Consider the following 16437-nt stretch of genomic DNA (forward strand, 5'->3'; position numbering starts at 1 on the left):
CATGAGATGTCCGAGGTGTCTGAAAGAAGAGGTTGATAAAGCATTGGATGAGCGGGTGGGACGGGCCTGCGCCATAGGATGTGGTGCCGCCGGCGGTTATGCCTGCGCAGCCACGTTCGCCAAGGTCGGTGCCGGCATGGGGGCTGCGTTGGGAGGGATAGGCGTGCCCATCGGTGCCGTCGCCGGGGCTCTGGGTGGTGCCCTGTTGGGGGGCGCAACCGGAGGAGGGCTGGGGTTATGGCTTGGCCGCACCATAGATCGCCAGATTTCGCGGCAATATAGGTGCAGGGCGTGCGACCACAGCTTCAAACGCTAGGGGCGCAAGGCCGGAGCGTCATGGATACCACGCACGGGTGGTATCCATGACGGCAGGGATCAGGCTGCGCCGGCGGTACTGATGGCGAACAGCTGTTCCAGATAGACGGCGACGCCATCTTCATCCGAGCTCAGAGTCTGTTCGTGGTCTGCCAGGGCCAGCTTGAGGCGATCGTGGGCATTGCCCATCACCACGCCGCGACCCACCATGTTCAGCATCTCGAAGTCATTCATGCCATCCCCGAAGGCAACGGCCTGGGACATCTCCAGCCCGTGCTGCTCCAGCACGGCGCGCACGGCATTGCCCTTGTGCACCCCGGCGTGCATCACCTCGAGACAGTCCGGCAGGGAGAAGGTGACGTTGAGTCGATCACCATAATGCTGGTTGAGCTGGGCCTCGATCTGCAGCAGCTTCTCATGGTCACCGATGTAAAACACCTTGTTAACCTTGTCCATCGGATGGGTGGCGAGGTCGGTCAGGCGGTAGGTAAATCCGGATTCGTCATGGAATTGCAGCAACCAGGGCAGTTCCTCTTCCACCAGCCACTCGTCGCCATAGTAGACGTTGAGGTGAATGGAGGGGTCGCGCTCCAGTGCGATCAGCTCGGCGGCCACGGCGGCTGGCAGCGCCTGATTGAAGATGAGTTGATCCTGCTTGTCGTGCACCACGGCACCGTTGGAGGTGATGAGGTAGATGTCCAGCCCGAGCGTGTCGCGAATGCTGCGCACGTCCACATGGTGCCGGCCTGTGGCCACCACGAACTTGATCCCCTGTTCCACCAGACGGTGCAGGGTGTCACGGGTGCGGGGGGAGATCTGGTGCTGCTTGTTGAGCAGGGTGCCATCGAGATCGGATACAACTACCTTGAACATCATTACCTCGGCATCAATTGAACGCCGGGGCAGTGTACCCCAGCGTTTTGCGTCACCCCATTTATTTAGGGATCCAAAAAATAACCAGTGTCAGAAGCGATCGAAGAAGGCCAGGGTGGCATTCAGCGCTACCTGACGCTGGGGATCGGCTTCCATGAACAGCTCGTGCCAGGCTCCCTCTACCCGCAACGGCTTGCCCCCTTCACACCGAGCCCGGGCGCAGAAGGCATCCTGCACGGCATTGTCCACCACGCTGTCTTCCCCCGCCTGCAGCAGCAGCAGCGGTGTTTTGATGCGATCGGCGGCGGCGATGGCGCTGTCTCCGGCGGCTATCCCCTCGCGGATCCAGTGGGCTGTCACCCCGCCCAGCTTGATCTGCGGGCGCTGCTCGTAGAGCTCGCGAAACGCCTGATAGCGCGGCTCGCTGTGGCTCAGGCCATTATCGGCAAATTCGTGAGACTGGTAGCTGCCCTGGCCCGGGCCATAGGGCGGTTCGCCCAGCCAGCTGCCGACCGTGTCTATGCTGGCCGCCAGCCCCTGTGCCAGCCATTTGGGCAGGCCGCCAAGGTTGATGCCCATCATGGGGGAGGAGAGCACGGCGGCCTTGATGTCATCCGGCCAGCGCTCCAGATAGAGCGCCGAGATGGCGCCGCCCATGGAGTGGGCCAGCAGGAACAGCTTGGCGGGCTTGTCCGCCACTATGACCTGGTCGTGAAACTGCTTCAGATCCAGCACATAATCGTCGAACTGGTCGACATATCCTTTCTCCTGGTCGTCCAGCAGACGCTCGGACAGGCCCTGACCACGGTGATCGATGAGATAGAGGCTGTAGCCCTGACGCCACAGATCCCAGGCCAGCTCCTGATACTTGAGATAGCTCTCGACCCGGCCGTTGACGATGAGAATGGCGCGATCCACCCTGGCCTGGCGCAGGGCGGCATAGCGGATGGTGACGCCGTCCTTGCCCTTGAATTCCCCTTCGACGGCGTGCTCGCGCCAGAAGTCGGGCAGGGTCTGCTGATGGAGGGTGGCAACCTCGGCTTCGGATGTCAGCGGATAGGGATTGGTCACGGCAAGGGCTCCGGCAGAAAACAGGGTCAGGGCCAACAGGGGCAAATAGTTAGGCTTCATCAATGTACTCTTCCGAAGTGTCGTCCGACTGCTGTGCGGCCCAGCCCTTGCGGGTCAGTTGCATCTGTTGCCACCAGGCCTCGTCCGCCAGGATTTCGCCGGCCGGACCGAGCTGGGGATAGGGCATCTCTTTTTCTTTGCAGAGCTGGGCATAGATGGGGTAACCCCCCTCGAACAATATGCTGTTCTGCTCTTCCAGATCGAGCGGGCAGCCGCGCTGATAGCAGCCGGCCAGCTCGCGCTGGCGCTGGGCCTCATAGAGGATGGCGGCTGCGGCCACAGAGACGTTGAGGGACTGCACCATGCCCACCATGGGGATGACAATATGGTGATCGGCCAGGGCCAGGGCCTCTTCGCCTATGCCGTGCTTCTCCTGGCCCACCAGGATGGCGGTGGGCTTGGTGTAGTCTATGGCGCGAAAATCCACCGAGCTCTCCGAGAGATGGGTCGCCAGGATCTGCATGCCAGCGGCTTTCAATTCGGCCACTGCGCTGCCGATGTCCGGGTGCAGTTTCACGTCCACCCAGTTCTGGCTGCCGCGGGCCGTGCCCTTGCGCTTGTGGATCCAGCTCTTGGGCCAGACGGCATGCACCCTGTGGATGCCGATGGCATCGGCGGTACGCACTATGGCGGCCAGGTTGTGAGGTTTGTGGACCTCTTCCATACAGACGGTCAAGTCGAGCTGGCGCTGGGCCAGCATGTCAGAAATTCGTTTAAAGCGTTCAGGAGTCATATCAGTTTCTATCGGGTGAGGCGGGTGTGCCAGGCAAGCGGGTCGAGTCGGGCTGACGCCGGGTCAGTATGGTGCGGATTTGCTCGAGGCGTTCGGGGCTCATGGCGTGTCTCTATAAAAGCAGCAGGCGGCTTGCGCCGCCTGTATTCAGTTCTTTTGTCGGCTCACCTTGAGCACGTTGGGCATCACGCGGATCTTGCGCATGATGTTGGCCAGGTGGATACGGCTCTTGGTGGTGATGAGCAGGGTGACCAGATAGACACGGCCATCCTTCTCTTCGGTGCTGATGGCGTGAATGTTGGCGCCGGTGGCGGCAATCACGTTGGCCAGCTCGGCCAGCGCACCCTGATGGTTGACTATCTCTATGCTGATGCCGGTGCGGAATTCCTGCTCCTGATCCTTGTCCACCTCCCACTGTACCGGCAGGTATTTGTCCGGTTCGCGGCTGTAGCCCTTGATGTTGCGGCAGGCTTCCTGGTGGATCACCAGCCCCTTGCCCGGGCTGATGTGGGCAATGATGGCATCCCCCGGGATCGGGCGGCAGCAGTTGGCGAAGGTGACCAGCATGCCGTCGGCGCCCTTGATCGGCATCTTCTTGCTGCTGGACTTGGGCTGCTCTTCCGGCGGCAGTTCATCCCCCAGCATGCGGCGCGCCACCATGACGCTCATGGCGTTGCCCAGACCCACGTCGGCCAGCAGGCCCTGCAGGTTTTCGTGCTTGGTGTCGGCCAGCACTTGCTTGATGCGAGGCTCAGGAATGTCTTCGATGTTCTTGGCGCCGAGCGCATGGTTGAGCAGGCGACGACCCAGCACCACAGACTCTTCGGTGCGCAGGTTCTTGAGGAACTGGCGGATCTTGGAGCGGGCCTTGGTGGTCACCACGAAATTGAGCCAGGCCGCGTTGGGGCGGGCGCCCGGCGCCGTGATGATCTCCACCGTCTGACCCGAATGCAGCGGGCTGCTCAGGGGATAGGGGTGGCGATCGACCCGCGAGCCAACACAGGCGTGGCCTATGTCGGTGTGTACCGTGTAGGCGAAGTCCACCGGCGTGGCGCCCGTGGGCAGCTCCATGATGCGGCCTTCCGGGGTGAAGACGTAGATCTCGTCCGGGAACAGGTCGGTCTTGACCCCTTCGATGAATTCAAACGAGCTGCCGGCGCTCTGTTGCAGCTCCAGCAGGCTCTGCATCCAGCGCTGGGCGCGGATCTGGGCGGTGGTGCCCGAGCTGTCGCCATCCTGCTTGTAGGCCCAGTGGGCGGCAACCCCCTTGTCGGCCATCTGATCCATGAACTCGGTGCGGATCTGCACCTCGACCGGTACCCCGTGCGGCCCCACCAGCGAGGTGTGCAGCGACTGGTAGCCGTTGGTCTTGGGGATGGCGATGTAATCCTTGAAGCGGCCGGGGCGCGGCTTGTAGAGGCTGTGCATCTGCCCCAGCACCCGGTAACAGGTATCTATGTCCTTCACCCTGACGCGAAAGGCGTAGATATCCATTACCTCATGAAATTGCAGCTCTTTTTTCTCCATCTTGTTGTAGATGGAGAAGAGGTTCTTCTCGCGGCCGCTCACCTGGGAGTCGATACCGGCATCCCGCAGACGGCCCTCGATCTCGCTCTGGATGGAGTCGATGATTTCGCGGCGGTTGCCACGGGCACGGCGCACCGACTCTCGCAACACGCGGGAGCGCATGGGGTAGAGCGCCTCGAAGCCCAGCTCTTCCAGCTCGTTCTTCATGGTATGAATACCGAGGCGGTTGGCGATGGGGGCGAAGATCTCGAGGGTTTCACGGGCGATGCGGCGGCGCTTGTCCGGCCGCAATGAGCCGAGCGTGCGCATGTTGTGGGTGCGGTCGGCCAGCTTGATCAGGATGACCCGGATATCCTGGGTCATGGCCATCACCATCTTGCGGAAGTTTTCAGCCTGGGCTTCTTTGCGATCGCGGAATTTCAGCTTGTCGAGCTTGGAGACGCCCGCTACCAGCTCGGCGACGGCATCGCCAAACAGTTCGGCCAGATCGGCCTTGGTGACCGGGGTATCTTCGATGACGTCGTGCAGCACGGCGGCCATCAGGGTTTCGTGATCGAGTCGCATGTCGCCGAGAATCCGGGCAACGGCAACCGGGTGGGTGATATAGGGCTCGCCACTGGAACGCATCTGTCCCTGGTGGGCATCACGGGCCACCACATAGGCTTGCCTGAGCTTCTCAACCTGCTCTGATGGCAGGTAGGAACTGGCTATTTCTTTAAGATTTTCAAATAAATACAAGACAGTCCCCGCAGCGGTGAAACGGCAATCCGTGGAATAGAGGGTATAGTCCTGAGTTTGCGAGGTTTTCGAGCGGTTGTAAATGGGAAGAACAGTCGGCACCCGGGCGGGCGCCGACTATGAGAAATAACTGACTTAACCGCGGCCTTCGGCGATGGCAGCAACGGCAGCCAGCTCGGCGGCTTCCTGTTCTTGCTGCTCGTAGCGGTCCTGGGTGTCCATCACCTGGTTGTTCACCAGACCCAGCTCGATCTCGCGCAGGGCGATCACGGTCGGCTTGTCGTTCTCTTCGTCAACCAGGGGATCTTTGCCTTGAACCGCGATTTGGCGGGCGCGGCGGGCGGCGACCAGCACCAGGTCAAAACGGTTACCTACCTGTTTTACAGCATCTTCTACAGTAACGCGTGCCATGCAGGACTCCAGTGTTTGGGCTTTCTGTGTTTAGAAAAGCGGTGTTTAAAAATGACGCAAAAGTTTACTTGTTTTTGGCCTATTCTGCCAGTAGCTGTTGCAGCAAGTTTTGTTGTGCCTGCTGTTGCTGACGCATTTCCAGCCGTTGGCACTCAATAATGGCCCTGAGCTGGAACAGCGCCAGCTCAAAGTCTTCGTTGATAATGACATAGTCATACTCGTCGTAGTGCACCATTTCGGCAATGGCTTTCGCCATCCGGCCGGCGATCACCTCGCTGCTGTCCTGACCGCGCCCGATCAGGCGCTGTTCCAGCTCGGCACGGCTTGGGGGCAGGATGAAGATGGACTTGGTCGGCATCTGCTCGCGGATCTGACGGGCGCCCTGCCAGTCGATGTCGAGGAAGACATCGATCCCCTTGGCCAGGCAGGCTTCGATGGCGGCGCGTGAGGTGCCGTAGTAATTGCCGAACACTTCGGCCCACTCCAGAAAATCACCGCGGGCGATCAGCGCCTTGAATGTCTCCACCGGCACGAAGTGGTAATGCACCCCGTGCTCTTCGCCCGGGCGCATGGCACGAGTCGTGTGGGAGACCGACAGTTGCATCTTGCCTGCTGCGTTGTGTTTGGTCAGCAAGGCATTGAGCAGGCTGGATTTACCCGCCCCGCTCGGGGAGGAGATGATATAGAGAGTGCCTTGTTGCGCCATGTCATTACCTTTAATTGAAACCCGTGTTTTGGTTGTAGCAGAGGCCGCCGTCTTGTGCCCGAAAGGGAGACAGCCAAACGCAAAACGCGGAAAATTCTTGGATCAGGGGGATGTAAAGGCGGCGAATTTTAACAGAAGGCGGCGGATAAAAAAACGGCCGGAATCATATTCCAGCCGATCAAAGTATTCGTAGCTTGCTGCGGGAGCGTAACCCACATCGGCCGCTATTGTGCCTTTGGGGGCGGGTAGAGGCCAGCAGGTTATCCCTGCCTCAGGGCTCGGAATTTCCGAGTTGCCTCTCAGCCTGGCAGATGGCGATCGGCGCAGAGCCGGTCAAAGGTGGCGATGACACGTTCACTCGTGATCTTGCTCATGGCATCCGGGTCCTTGAGGCGGGTGCGCCAGCTCAGCTCGGCCAGCGGCTTGCCGGTCTCCTGTTCGATCAGTTCCTGATAGACGCTGACCGCGTAGTCGCGGCACAGATAGGGGCCGGTGCGGGCCGGATTGTGATGGGCGTAGAGGCCGATCACCGGTGTGCCGACCAGGGTTGCCATGTGGGTAGGGCCCGTATCCGGGGCCAGCACCAGGCTCGCTTCATCAATCAGGGCCAGCAGCTGCTTGAGGTTGGTCTGCCCCACCAGATCCACCGGTTTACTCTGGCTCAGCCGCTGTATGTCGGCGGCCAGATCCCGTTCCAGCTTGGCCGGGCCCCCGCACAGATAGACCTGAAAGCCCTTGTTGGCCGCGTGATCTGCCAGAGCGGCATAACCCGCGGCGGTCCAGTTCTTGAACGCCTTGCTGGCGGCGGCGCAGATGAGCAGGGTCGGTTTGCCGCCAATCTTCTCCCGGGCCCAGGCCTGATGCTCGGCGCTGATGGGCAGTTGCCAGTCCGGGGTCAGATCCTGGATGCCCAGCTCTTTGGCGAAGGCGAGAAAGCCATCCAGCACATGAGGAGATGAGGGGGACGGCACCCTGTGGTTGGTGAACAGCCACTGACCGTCGTTGGCGCGTGCCTTGTCGAAACCGAGTTTGATGTTCGCCCGGATGCCTAGGGTGGCAATGCTGGCGCGCATGGCCGCCTGCAGATGGAGCAGGGCATCGAACCTGCGCCCCTTGAGGGTCTGCCAGAGGTCACGGTAGCCGCGCCAGCCCTTGCTCTTGTCAAAGGCGATGACCTCGACCCCGGGCAGATCGGCGAAAAGTGTCGCCTCTATCTTGCCGGTGATCCAGGTGATGCGGGTCTCTGGCCACTCCCGCTGGATGACGCGCACCAACGCCAGCGCGTGGCAGCAGTCGCCGATGGCGGAGAGCCGCAGGATGCAGATGGAGGAGGGCGGCGTTTGGAACAGCGGCATGATGTGGCGCAATGGTGGCAAAATGGATGGATGGCATTATGCAAACTCCCCTGTGGATTGTAAAATTGCGCGCAACTGGCAGCCGGTACTGGCCCTGATCCTCACAAGGAGCACGGGTCCGTGCCGACAAGCCGCCTTATCGTGAATCGAACCATTGCGATTACTGACCGACCGGAATCACCAAGATGCGAATTCAGACCGAACACAACCAGATCTGCTGGTACGCCGAAGGGATTTTTCATGACCCTTCCCCCGAGCTGTTTGATCCGGCCTGGTGGCAGACCCATCGCCAGGTGGTGGGTTCCTCCATAGGTCGCGGGGTGACCTGGTTCGTGAAGGATGAATCCCGCCATCTGGTGCTGCGCCATTACTATCGCGGGGGCATGGTGGGCAAGGTGGTGCGGGATCGCTTCTGGTTCGAGGGGGTGGAGAGCAGCCGGGCCATGGCCGAATACAGCCTGCTGGCCAAGCTGAGCGAGCAGGGCCTGCCGGTGCCGCGTCCATTTGCGGCCCGCATGGCCAAGCAGGGCCCCTTCTATCGGGCCGACATCCTGATCGAGCGCATTCGCGGCGCCAAGGATCTGGTGGCGCTGCTCAAGCAGGGGCCGATCGCCGGCGAGGTGTGGCACAAGGTCGGTCAGACGGTGCGCCAGCTGCACGATGCCGGTGTCTATCATGCGGATCTCAACAGCCACAACCTGCTGCTCGACAAGGAGGGCAAGGTGTGGGTGATCGACTTCGATAAGGGGGCAATCCGTTCCCCAGGCAGCTGGCAGCAGGCCAACCTGGAGCGATTGCTGCGCTCCTTCACCAAAGAGTCCCAATTGCATACCAGTTTCCACTTCGTGCCGGACAACTGGCAGGCCTTGATGCAGGGTTATCAAGGAAAAGCGGGCTGACCCTGTTGCTCGCCGCGAGAGCCAATGTTACTTATTGGGCAGGTATTCAGATTCGGTTTCGAGGCGCTCGATGGACATGCTCAAGGCTCCCCTGAGGGAAGCAATCACCCGGTTTGATCTGGCGCTGATGGCGGATGCCATGGCTCTGCTGGCGGCGGGACTCTGGAGCTGGAGCCCGCAGCAGGGGGTGCAGCGGGATCTCTCCTGCCTACGCCTGCTGGGATTGGATGAGACTGGGCTGGACGATCTCGGCTGGCTTGAGCGGGTACATCCCGACGATGTGGCCGCACTGCAGGATGCGCTCGGTGCCTGCCAGAGCGGACGAGTGGCCCAGATCCGGCTCGAATACCGCATCCTGCATCACGATGGTCACTACGTGCGGCTGGAAGAGCGGGCCCGGCGCGATGTGCACGGTCAGGTGCTGGGGGTGGTGCGCCAGCTCGACCCGCTGGCCGTGATCGTGGAAGAGCGCCACGGCATGGATCCCCTCACCGGACTGGAGAGCCGCGGCCACTTCGAGCAACTGCTCGACGAGCGGCTGGCGACCGAGAGCGGTGGCTTCAGCCTGCTGCAGTTCACCGTGGACCACAGTGCCAAGATACTGCAGCTGTTTGGCGAGGCGGCCTGCGATGCCATGCTGGCCAAGCTGGCGCGCATAGTGCGCCACGAACTGCGGCGGGAAGATCCCTTCGCCCGCTGGGACCAGGATGGCTTCATCCTGATGCTCTCCCAGACCGATCGGCTGAGCGGCCTGGAGATTGCCGAGCGGTTGCGCCTGGAGATCGCCGATGCCAGCCTGCTGCCGCAGCGGCCGGTGACCGTCAGCATAGGGCTGGTGCAGAGCCAGAGTGGCGAACATATCGATCACCTGCTGGCCCGTCTGGCCACCTGCCACGGTCAGGCCAGACGGGAGCACAATACCGTCGTTGGTTAATGCTTGCTCACGTTGGCGCGCTGGCAAATCCAGAGGGAGGCCAGCATCAACAGGCCGCCGAGCGCGAGTCGGAGCAGGTCGGTTTCCCGTCCCCATAGCAGCAGATTGACCAGCAACCCCGCCGGGATCAGGGCGTTGTTCATGATGGCCAGCACACCGCTGCTGACCTTGGTGGCGCCCTTGTTCCACAGGAAGTAACCCAGCCCGGAAGCGCCTATCCCCAGCCACAGCAGAATGCCCCATTGCAGACCGCTGGTTGGGTATTGCGGCTTGCCCAGCAGCCACCAGGCGGGCAGGGCGACAGCCAAGGCTCCCAGATAGAAGCAGCCGAACACCGCGAGCTGGGGGGGCTGTTTCTTCTCCCGCGCCAGCAACACCTTGTAGCCGACCTGGCCGATGGCGAAGCAAATGTTGGCACCTTGCACCACCAGGAATCCCAGCACATAGCTCTCGGTCAGTCCATCGAAGCGGATGACGGCCGCTCCCAGCACCGCCAGCAGGGCGCCCCACAGATAGACGGGTTTGAAGCGCCGCTCCAGCAGATCGTGGATCAGGGTGACGTAGATGGGGGTGAAGATGGTGAACACCAGCACTTCCGGCACCGTCAGCAGCAGGAAGGACTGGTAATAGAACAGATACATGATGCCGAGCTGGATGGCGCCCAGACTCATCAGCTTGACCACCAGATCGGGCCGCAGCCAGCGGCGTCTGAGAAAGGGCAGGAACACCAGGCTGGCGAGGACGATGCGGGTCAGCACGGAGAAGTAGGCATCCACCTGGCCGGCGAGATAGACCCCGATCAGGCTGAAGGAGAATGACCAGAGCAGGGTTACCCCTATCAAGTAGTTCATGTGATTGAATTGTCGTCAGTTGTCAATTTGGAGGGCGCTATGATGGCCGAGTTGGAAAGCGCGATCCAGCGTTTATGGGAGCAGTTGCCACAGATCGGAGCATTTGCCTTCGAGGCGAGCAACGGGGGAGGGTCCGCGACCGACTGGTGCGGTCGTGGTGAGGGTGAGGTGCTGGTGACCGATCATCAGGGTGGTTGGCTGTTCGCCGAGACAGGCCGTTACACCACGCCCCATGGCCGGGTGCTCACCATGCACAACCGTTTCTGGTGGCGGCGCGGCGCGCGCGGGATCCTGCTTTCCCACCTGCGTTACGAGCAGCCGGTCGAGTTGTTCGAATTGCTGCCTCAGGTGGATGGCCGCTGGCTCACCGCCGAGCCCCACCTGTGTGGCCAGGATCACTACAGTGCCGAGCTGACGCAGACCACGAGTGGATTTCTGCTCGGCTGGCAGATCACTGGTCCGCGCAAGAACGAGCGGCTCAGCTATCGCTACCGGGAGTGATGTGCAAGGGGGCTTGGCGTCTGTGCTGGCAGGGAAAGGCAGGCATAAAAAAACCGGCGCAGTGCGCCGGTAGAGGGGACAAATCGGAGGTTTTTAAAAAACGGTCCCAAAAACAGGAGAGATACACTCTCGTCACACATTCAGAGATGGACTTCAGGCACTCAACGCATAGCTCAGCATGGCTTGCAGCTTGCTGTCGAAGAACCAGGGCAGCAGCACCATCAGCAGGCCGAGCACGCCGGCCAGCCGCTGGCGGTATTGCCAGCCGGCAATCAGCACCAGGCCGCCACACAGGGTGGTCAGGATGCCTGACATAGGGTGGCCTCCCGCTGGGCGCGACGTTGCTGTGCCCACTGGTTCAGGGCGACCGAGCCCAGGATCAGGGCCAGCGCCACACCCGTGGTGGACTGGATCTGTTCGCCGAGGAACAGGGCACCCAGCATGACGCCAAACAGCGGCACCAGGTAGTTGCTGAAGGAGGCAAAGGTCGGGCCCGCCTTCTGGATCAGCGCCATGTAGAGGAAGTAGACCAGACCGGTACAGAAGACACCCAGCACGGCCACGGCGCCTATGACCTGCTGGCTCGGCATGGTGAGGGCGCTCAGATCGGTGACGAAGGGGGCGGCCAGCATCAGCTGGATGGCGGACGAGATCAGTATGTTGCGCGCCACCACCACAGGGTGGTCTTTGGCGAAGCGCTTGATCATCAGCAGGCCGATGGCAAAGCAGCTGGCGCCGAACAGGATCGCCATGGCACCGAGCAGACCGGCGTTCATGCCGCTGGCCAGTTTCGGCCAGAACAGCACCAGCACGCCGACGAAACCTATGATCACCGAGATCAACCCGCCCTTGGTGATTCTTTCACCAGAAATAAACAGGGGTGCAGCCAGAATGGTCACAAAGGGGATACAACCCATTACCACGGCGGCGATGGCGCTATCCACATACTGTTGACCCCAGGCCACCATGATGAAGGGCAGGGTGGCATCGAGCAGGGCGATCAGCATGTAGGTACGCCAGGGGGTATGCTCGCTCTTGAGGCGCATGAACAGGCAGAGCAGACCCAGGGTCAGGCTGCCGCACAAGGCGCGACCGGCTGCCACCATGATGGGGGGCAATTCGGTCACGGCCTGATGCATGAAAATGAACTGGGATCCCCACAACAGGCCAATCGCCAGCAACAACAGATAGCTACGCATTTTAATCTCCGATGTAATTCGCCAGCGCATTCTATGCAATCTGCTACTATGCCAAAAATGAATTGTCGTCATTCAACTATGGCCATTATCGATGGAACTCCCGCTTTCCCGCCTCGACCTCAACCTGCTGACCGTGTTCGACATGCTGATGCAGGAGCGCAACGTCACCCGCGCCGCCGAGCGGCTGCACCTCTCCCAGTCCACCGTCAGCCATGCGCTGGGGCGGTTGCGCCAGGCGCTGGATGATCCCTTGTTCGTCATGAGCCGGCGCGAGATGATGCCGACCGAGCGTGCCAAGGCGCTGGCCGGGCCGGTGCGCCAGGCGCTGGCCATGCTGGAGCAGGGGTTGCGCCAGGCGAAGGGATTCGATCCATCCAGCGCACGGCGGATCTTTCGCATCGCCACCCCGGGCTCGGTGGAACATGGCCTGGTGCCAGTGCTGGTGGAGCGGCTGCACCGGCAGGCGCCCCACTGTCGGCTGGAGGTGTGCGAGCTGGCGGACAGCGACTATGAGCGGGAGCTGGAGAAAGGAGAGCTGGATCTGGTGATAGGGTTCGCCGATGCCAACCACCTCTCGCCCCGGCTGTGGCGCGAACCCTGGTTCAACAACCCGCTGGTCTGTTTGTCACCGCTCGGCAGCGAGCTGCCGGACGTGCTGGGGCCGGCCGAACTGGTCAGCCGCCCCCATATTCATACCTCCAGCTGGGGCCACAGCCAGGCCATGGTGGATCTCTGGCTGGCCCGTTTCGGGGTCGAGCGTGAGCTGGGGGTACGGTTGCCAAGCTTCATGGCGGTGCCGCCCCTGATGGCGACCGGCCGCTATCTGGTGGTGGTGCCCGAGATGATCGGCCGCCACTTCTGCCGCTATTACCCGCTGCGCCTGCATCAGCTGGATCCTGACATCCCCATCGTCTACCTGATGGCGGGCCACCCGCTCACCGCCCATGACGAGGCCATCGGCTGGTTCAAGGGGCTCTTGCACCAGCTCGCCTTCGAGCGTTACGGCGCGGATGCGCTGGGCAGCCCGGCGCAGCGCGGGGCGGATCAGGTCAATGCGGCGAAGTAATCCAGTCCCATGGCGCTTTTTACCTCAGCCAGCACCTCGTCGGTGAGCGCACGGGCCTGCAGCGTGCCTTGCTGCAACAGCTGCAGCAGCTGACGCTTGTCGGCAATCGCCGCCTGGCGCCGCTCCCGCATGGGGGCGAGCAGGGTCTGCAGGCAGTCATTCAACACCTGCTTGCAACGCATGTCGCCCAGCCCGCCGCGCTGGTAATGGGCCTTCATCTCGGCCACCAGCGCCTTGTCCGGGTGGAAGGCATCCAGATAGGCGAACACAGTATTGCCCTCCACCTGACCCGGATCGCTCACCTTGAGGTGATTGGGATCCGTGTACATGGCGAATACCGCCTGTTTCACCTCATCGCTCGACATGCCGAGTTCTATGGTGTTGCCGAGGGACTTGGACATCTTGGCCTTGCCGTCTATGCCGGGCAGGCGGCCGGTGTCGCTCAGGATCGGCTGGCACTCGGTCAGCACTTCCTTGCCTACCAGGGCGTTGAAGCGGCGCACTATCTCGTTGGTCTGCTCCAGCATGGGCAGCTGATCCTCGCCCACCGGCACATGGGTGGCGCGAAAGGCGGTGATGTCGGCAGCCTGGCTGACCGGGTAGACCAGAAAGCCTGCCGGCAGGCTGCGCTCGAACCCTTTCTGCTGGATCTCCGCCTTGACGGTGGGGTTGCGCTCCAGTCGGGCGACGCTGACCAGATTGAGGTAATAGGTGGTGAGCTCGGCGAGGGCGGGCAGGGCACTCTGCAGGCAGAAGGTGGTCTTGGCCGGGTCGAGACCGACCGCGAGATAGTCGGCCATCACCTCCAGCACGTTGTCGGTCACCTTGGCCGGGTTGTGGCCGTTGTCGGTCAGCGCCTGCAGATCGGCGATCATCACGAATTGGCGGTAATGGTGCTGGGCCTCGACGCGCTGGCGCAGGGAACCGACGTAGTGGCCTATGTGCAGTTTGCCGGTGGGACGGTCGCCGGTCAGTATGATGGGGTTGTGCATGTCACTCTCTCCAGTTGGGGTGGGCCGGGAGGCGACAAAGGGATAAAAACAATGACCGCCTCTCGGCGGTCACGGTGTTTTCTTTGGAAAATTTTACATAGAAAAGCAGTGCCGCCTGTTTATAAGCAGCACCACCAGTAGTTGTGATTGAAGATGGTCATATTCATGGCAAATCAAGCTACGCCTGTTTGATCACTTCTGCAAGGGCACCACCAGCAGATCGCAGGGCACTGTATTCATCAGCTGGCGGGCGCTGGAGGTAAGCAGGCTCCAGAAGCTCTGGCGATGACCGCACACCAGCAGATCGATCTGGTAATCCTTGACCGCCTGGTTGACCCGTTCGCTCAGATCGCCGCAGATCACCAGCTTCTTCTCGATGGGGTAGTCCACCGAGGCCAGGAAGGTTTCCAGCTTCTCTTTCGCTTCGGCGATCACCTGATCCTGCACGTTGTCGATATCGATATCGATCATCTCGGTGTAGAGATCCTTGAGGTCCACGTCCACATGGATCACCGACAGCTTGGCGCCGTTGGAGCGGGCCCGGTCGACCGCCTTCTCGATCACCTTGCGGTTGTCCTCCGACAGGTCGATCGCGGCCAGTATGTGTTTGTAATAGGTTCCATTCATGGGAGTTCTCCTCACTGATCCTGAGTCCACTATACCAATGTCTGATGAAACTAAAATGGTGTATCCGGCACAGTTTTGGGATTTAAACGAGTTTCTTATGGGGCTCTCTTTCGGCCGCAGGCGAAAAATCGGCTATAAATCGAACAGGAGTTTGAAGCAGGTCACACCCGCCGGCTTGCCCGCAAGGGGTGACGGGCATAGGATGTGCCCGTGCTTCGCAATGAACACAAAACAACAAAAAGCATCTGAATACCGCTTTGGGGAGCCTAGTGCTCCCTCTTGTTTTTCTGCCCCCTGACTGCCGATATCCCGCCCGACATCAAGGTAATCCGCGACTTCTTGGTTATGCTGTAGCCAGTTCCTTTGGAGATCCCTTCATGATCATTCACCCGCAGATCCAGGGTTGCGTCGCCCGCAACTGTCACCCCATCGGCTGCCGCGCCGCCGTGTTGCAACAGATCGCCAGCGTCAGGGCGGCGGGCCCGTTCGACGGGCCCAAGCGGGTGCTGGTATTGGGGGCCTCCTCCGGATTCGGGCTGGCGTCGCGCATCGCGCTCACCTTTGGCGCCGGTGCCGATACCGTCGGCGTCTCGTTCGAGCGGGGCCCCTCCGACAAGGGGCTCGGCAGCGCGGGCTGGTACAACAACATCTGGTTTCGCAAGGCGGCGGAGCAGGAGGGGCGCATCGCCGTCAACCTGATCGGCGATGCCTTCTCGGATCTCATGCGCCAGCAGGCCATCGACAGCATACGCCAGCAGCTGGGTCAGGTGGATCTGGTGATCTACTCGCTGGCGAGCGGCATTCGGGTGCTGCCGGATGGCACTCAGGTGCGCTCGGTGCTCAAGACCACGGGCCAGCCGTTCAGTGGCTGGGGGCTGGATCTGGAGCATGACGCCCTGGTGCAGCAATCATTGGCGCCCGCCACCCCGGAGGAGATCCGCGATACCGTCACGGTAATGGGCGGCGAGGATTGGCAGCTCTGGCTGCAGGCGTTGCAGCAGGCCGATTGCCTGGCACCCGGCGCCCGGACTGTGGCCTACTCCTACATAGGCCCCGAATCCACCTATCCCCTCTACCGGGACGGCACCATCGGCTATGCCAAGGAGCATCTGCACGCCACCGCCGAGACCATCAACCTGCAGCTGGCCGATATCGGCGGCCACGCCTGGGTGTCGGTCTGCAAGGCGCTGGTGACCAAGGCGAGCGCCTATATCCCCGTGCTGCCGGTCTATCTGGGTTTGCTGATGGGGGTGATGAAGGAGCGCGGCGTGCACGAGGGCTGCATCGAGCAGATGCAGCGGTTGTTTGCCGCCAAGATGTACGGGCCCCATGGGGTGGTGGCCGACGGCAACCGGTTGATCCGGATGGATGACCACGAGCTGGACCCGGCCGTTCAGGCCGCCGTCTCAACCCTCTGGTCCAAGGTGACACCGGACAACTTCCATGCCCTGGGGGATTTCGCCGGGCTGCGGCAGAATTTCATGCAGCTCAACGGCTTCGAGCTGCCTGGCGTGGATTATGGGGCGCCTGTGGATCTGGCTTCGCTGACCGAGCTGTTGCCCTGAGCCAGATTGGGCTG

General features: G+C 61.6%; 18 protein-coding genes. 6 read left to right on the top strand and 12 right to left on the bottom strand.

Features of this window, described 5'->3' with window-relative positions; genetic code table 11:
* Position 1 precedes the first annotated feature (1 nt).
* Positions 2–316: a hypothetical protein gene (locus tag AACQ95_RS01945; RefSeq protein WP_241280443.1), complete on the top strand. Its 315-nt coding sequence runs from the start codon at positions 2–4 to the stop codon at positions 314–316.
* 59 nt (positions 317–375) lie between these two features.
* On the opposite strand, the gene AACQ95_RS01950 is transcribed toward AACQ95_RS01945, so the two are convergent.
* From AACQ95_RS01950 to AACQ95_RS01980, 7 genes are all read right to left on the bottom strand, one after another.
* On the bottom strand, positions 376–1188 hold the full coding sequence (locus AACQ95_RS01950; RefSeq protein WP_043140359.1) for a Cof-type HAD-IIB family hydrolase: 813 nt from the start codon (positions 1186–1188) through the stop codon (positions 376–378).
* Positions 1189–1278: 90 nt separating this feature from the next.
* Entirely contained in the window at positions 1279–2319 is a 1041-nt protein-coding gene (locus AACQ95_RS01955) for an alpha/beta fold hydrolase (protein ID WP_241280444.1), read from the bottom strand.
* Entirely contained in the window at positions 2309–3052 is a 744-nt protein-coding gene (gene trmH, locus AACQ95_RS01960; protein ID WP_241280445.1) for a tRNA (guanosine(18)-2'-O)-methyltransferase TrmH, read from the bottom strand. The genes AACQ95_RS01955 and trmH overlap by 11 nt, the downstream gene beginning before the upstream one ends.
* Before the next feature lie 147 nt (positions 3053–3199).
* The gene (gene spoT / locus AACQ95_RS01965; RefSeq protein ID WP_043140283.1) at positions 3200–5317 is read right to left on the bottom strand and encodes a bifunctional GTP diphosphokinase/guanosine-3',5'-bis pyrophosphate 3'-pyrophosphohydrolase; all 2118 of its coding nucleotides are present in this window, start codon (positions 5315–5317) and stop codon (positions 3200–3202) included.
* Between the two features lie 135 nt (positions 5318–5452).
* Positions 5453–5728, bottom strand: coding sequence for a DNA-directed RNA polymerase subunit omega (gene rpoZ / locus AACQ95_RS01970; RefSeq protein ID WP_005307060.1), 276 nt, complete (start codon positions 5726–5728; stop codon positions 5453–5455).
* Between the two features lie 79 nt (positions 5729–5807).
* The gene (gene gmk, locus AACQ95_RS01975; RefSeq protein WP_043140286.1) at positions 5808–6434 is read right to left on the bottom strand and encodes a guanylate kinase; all 627 of its coding nucleotides are present in this window, start codon (positions 6432–6434) and stop codon (positions 5808–5810) included.
* A gap of 299 nt (positions 6435–6733) precedes the next feature.
* On the bottom strand, positions 6734–7801 hold the full coding sequence (locus tag AACQ95_RS01980; RefSeq protein WP_241280461.1) for a glycosyltransferase family 9 protein: 1068 nt from the start codon (positions 7799–7801) through the stop codon (positions 6734–6736).
* 173 nt (positions 7802–7974) lie between these two features.
* Here AACQ95_RS01980 and AACQ95_RS01985 point away from each other — a divergent pair, with 173 nt between their 5' ends.
* Positions 7975–8688: a 3-deoxy-D-manno-octulosonic acid kinase gene (locus AACQ95_RS01985; RefSeq protein ID WP_043557361.1), complete on the top strand. Its 714-nt coding sequence runs from the start codon at positions 7975–7977 to the stop codon at positions 8686–8688.
* A 70-nt stretch (positions 8689–8758) separates the two neighbouring features.
* Complete coding sequence (locus AACQ95_RS01990; RefSeq protein ID WP_181003716.1) at positions 8759–9622, top strand: GGDEF domain-containing protein; 864 nt, start codon at positions 8759–8761, stop codon at positions 9620–9622.
* On the opposite strand, the gene AACQ95_RS01995 is transcribed toward AACQ95_RS01990, so the two are convergent.
* Complete coding sequence (locus AACQ95_RS01995; RefSeq protein WP_241280446.1) at positions 9619–10473, bottom strand: carboxylate/amino acid/amine transporter; 855 nt, start codon at positions 10471–10473, stop codon at positions 9619–9621. The genes AACQ95_RS01990 and AACQ95_RS01995 overlap by 4 nt on opposite strands.
* Positions 10474–10515: 42 nt before the next feature.
* Between AACQ95_RS01995 and AACQ95_RS02000 the strand changes: the two genes are divergently transcribed.
* The gene (locus AACQ95_RS02000; protein WP_241280462.1) at positions 10516–10974 is read left to right on the top strand and encodes a DUF6314 family protein; all 459 of its coding nucleotides are present in this window, start codon (positions 10516–10518) and stop codon (positions 10972–10974) included.
* Positions 10975–11127: 153 nt separating this feature from the next.
* Here the strand turns inward: AACQ95_RS02000 and AACQ95_RS02005 are convergent, their stop codons facing one another.
* Positions 11128–11289: a hypothetical protein gene (locus tag AACQ95_RS02005; RefSeq protein ID WP_098981153.1), complete on the bottom strand. Its 162-nt coding sequence runs from the start codon at positions 11287–11289 to the stop codon at positions 11128–11130.
* Positions 11274–12173, bottom strand: a complete 900-nt coding sequence (locus AACQ95_RS02010) for a DMT family transporter (protein ID WP_241280447.1) — start codon at positions 12171–12173, stop codon at positions 11274–11276. Before AACQ95_RS02010 ends, AACQ95_RS02005 begins: the two co-directional genes overlap by 16 nt.
* A 91-nt stretch (positions 12174–12264) precedes the next feature.
* Between AACQ95_RS02010 and AACQ95_RS02015 the strand changes: the two genes are divergently transcribed.
* Entirely contained in the window at positions 12265–13239 is a 975-nt protein-coding gene (locus tag AACQ95_RS02015) for a LysR family transcriptional regulator (RefSeq protein WP_241280448.1), read from the top strand.
* Here AACQ95_RS02015 and trpS read toward each other — a convergent pair.
* Together trpS and AACQ95_RS02025 are read right to left on the bottom strand one after the other, a co-directional pair.
* The gene (gene trpS, locus AACQ95_RS02020) at positions 13218–14231 is read right to left on the bottom strand and encodes a tryptophan--tRNA ligase (protein WP_103472802.1); all 1014 of its coding nucleotides are present in this window, start codon (positions 14229–14231) and stop codon (positions 13218–13220) included. The genes AACQ95_RS02015 and trpS overlap by 22 nt on opposite strands.
* A gap of 192 nt (positions 14232–14423) precedes the next feature.
* Positions 14424–14858, bottom strand: a complete 435-nt coding sequence (locus AACQ95_RS02025) for a universal stress protein (protein WP_042873586.1) — start codon at positions 14856–14858, stop codon at positions 14424–14426.
* Positions 14859–15235: 377 nt separating this feature from the next.
* Here AACQ95_RS02025 and fabV point away from each other — a divergent pair, with 377 nt between their 5' ends.
* Positions 15236–16423 carry an enoyl-ACP reductase FabV gene (gene fabV / locus AACQ95_RS02030; protein ID WP_241280449.1) on the top strand — a complete coding sequence of 396 codons (1188 nt, stop codon included), beginning with the start codon at positions 15236–15238 and terminating at the stop codon, positions 16421–16423.
* Positions 16424–16437 lie beyond the last annotated feature (14 nt).

The sequence above is a fragment of the Aeromonas sp. MR19 genome (genome assembly GCF_963899305.1).
Lineage (GTDB): Bacteria > Pseudomonadota > Gammaproteobacteria > Enterobacterales > Aeromonadaceae > Aeromonas > Aeromonas bestiarum.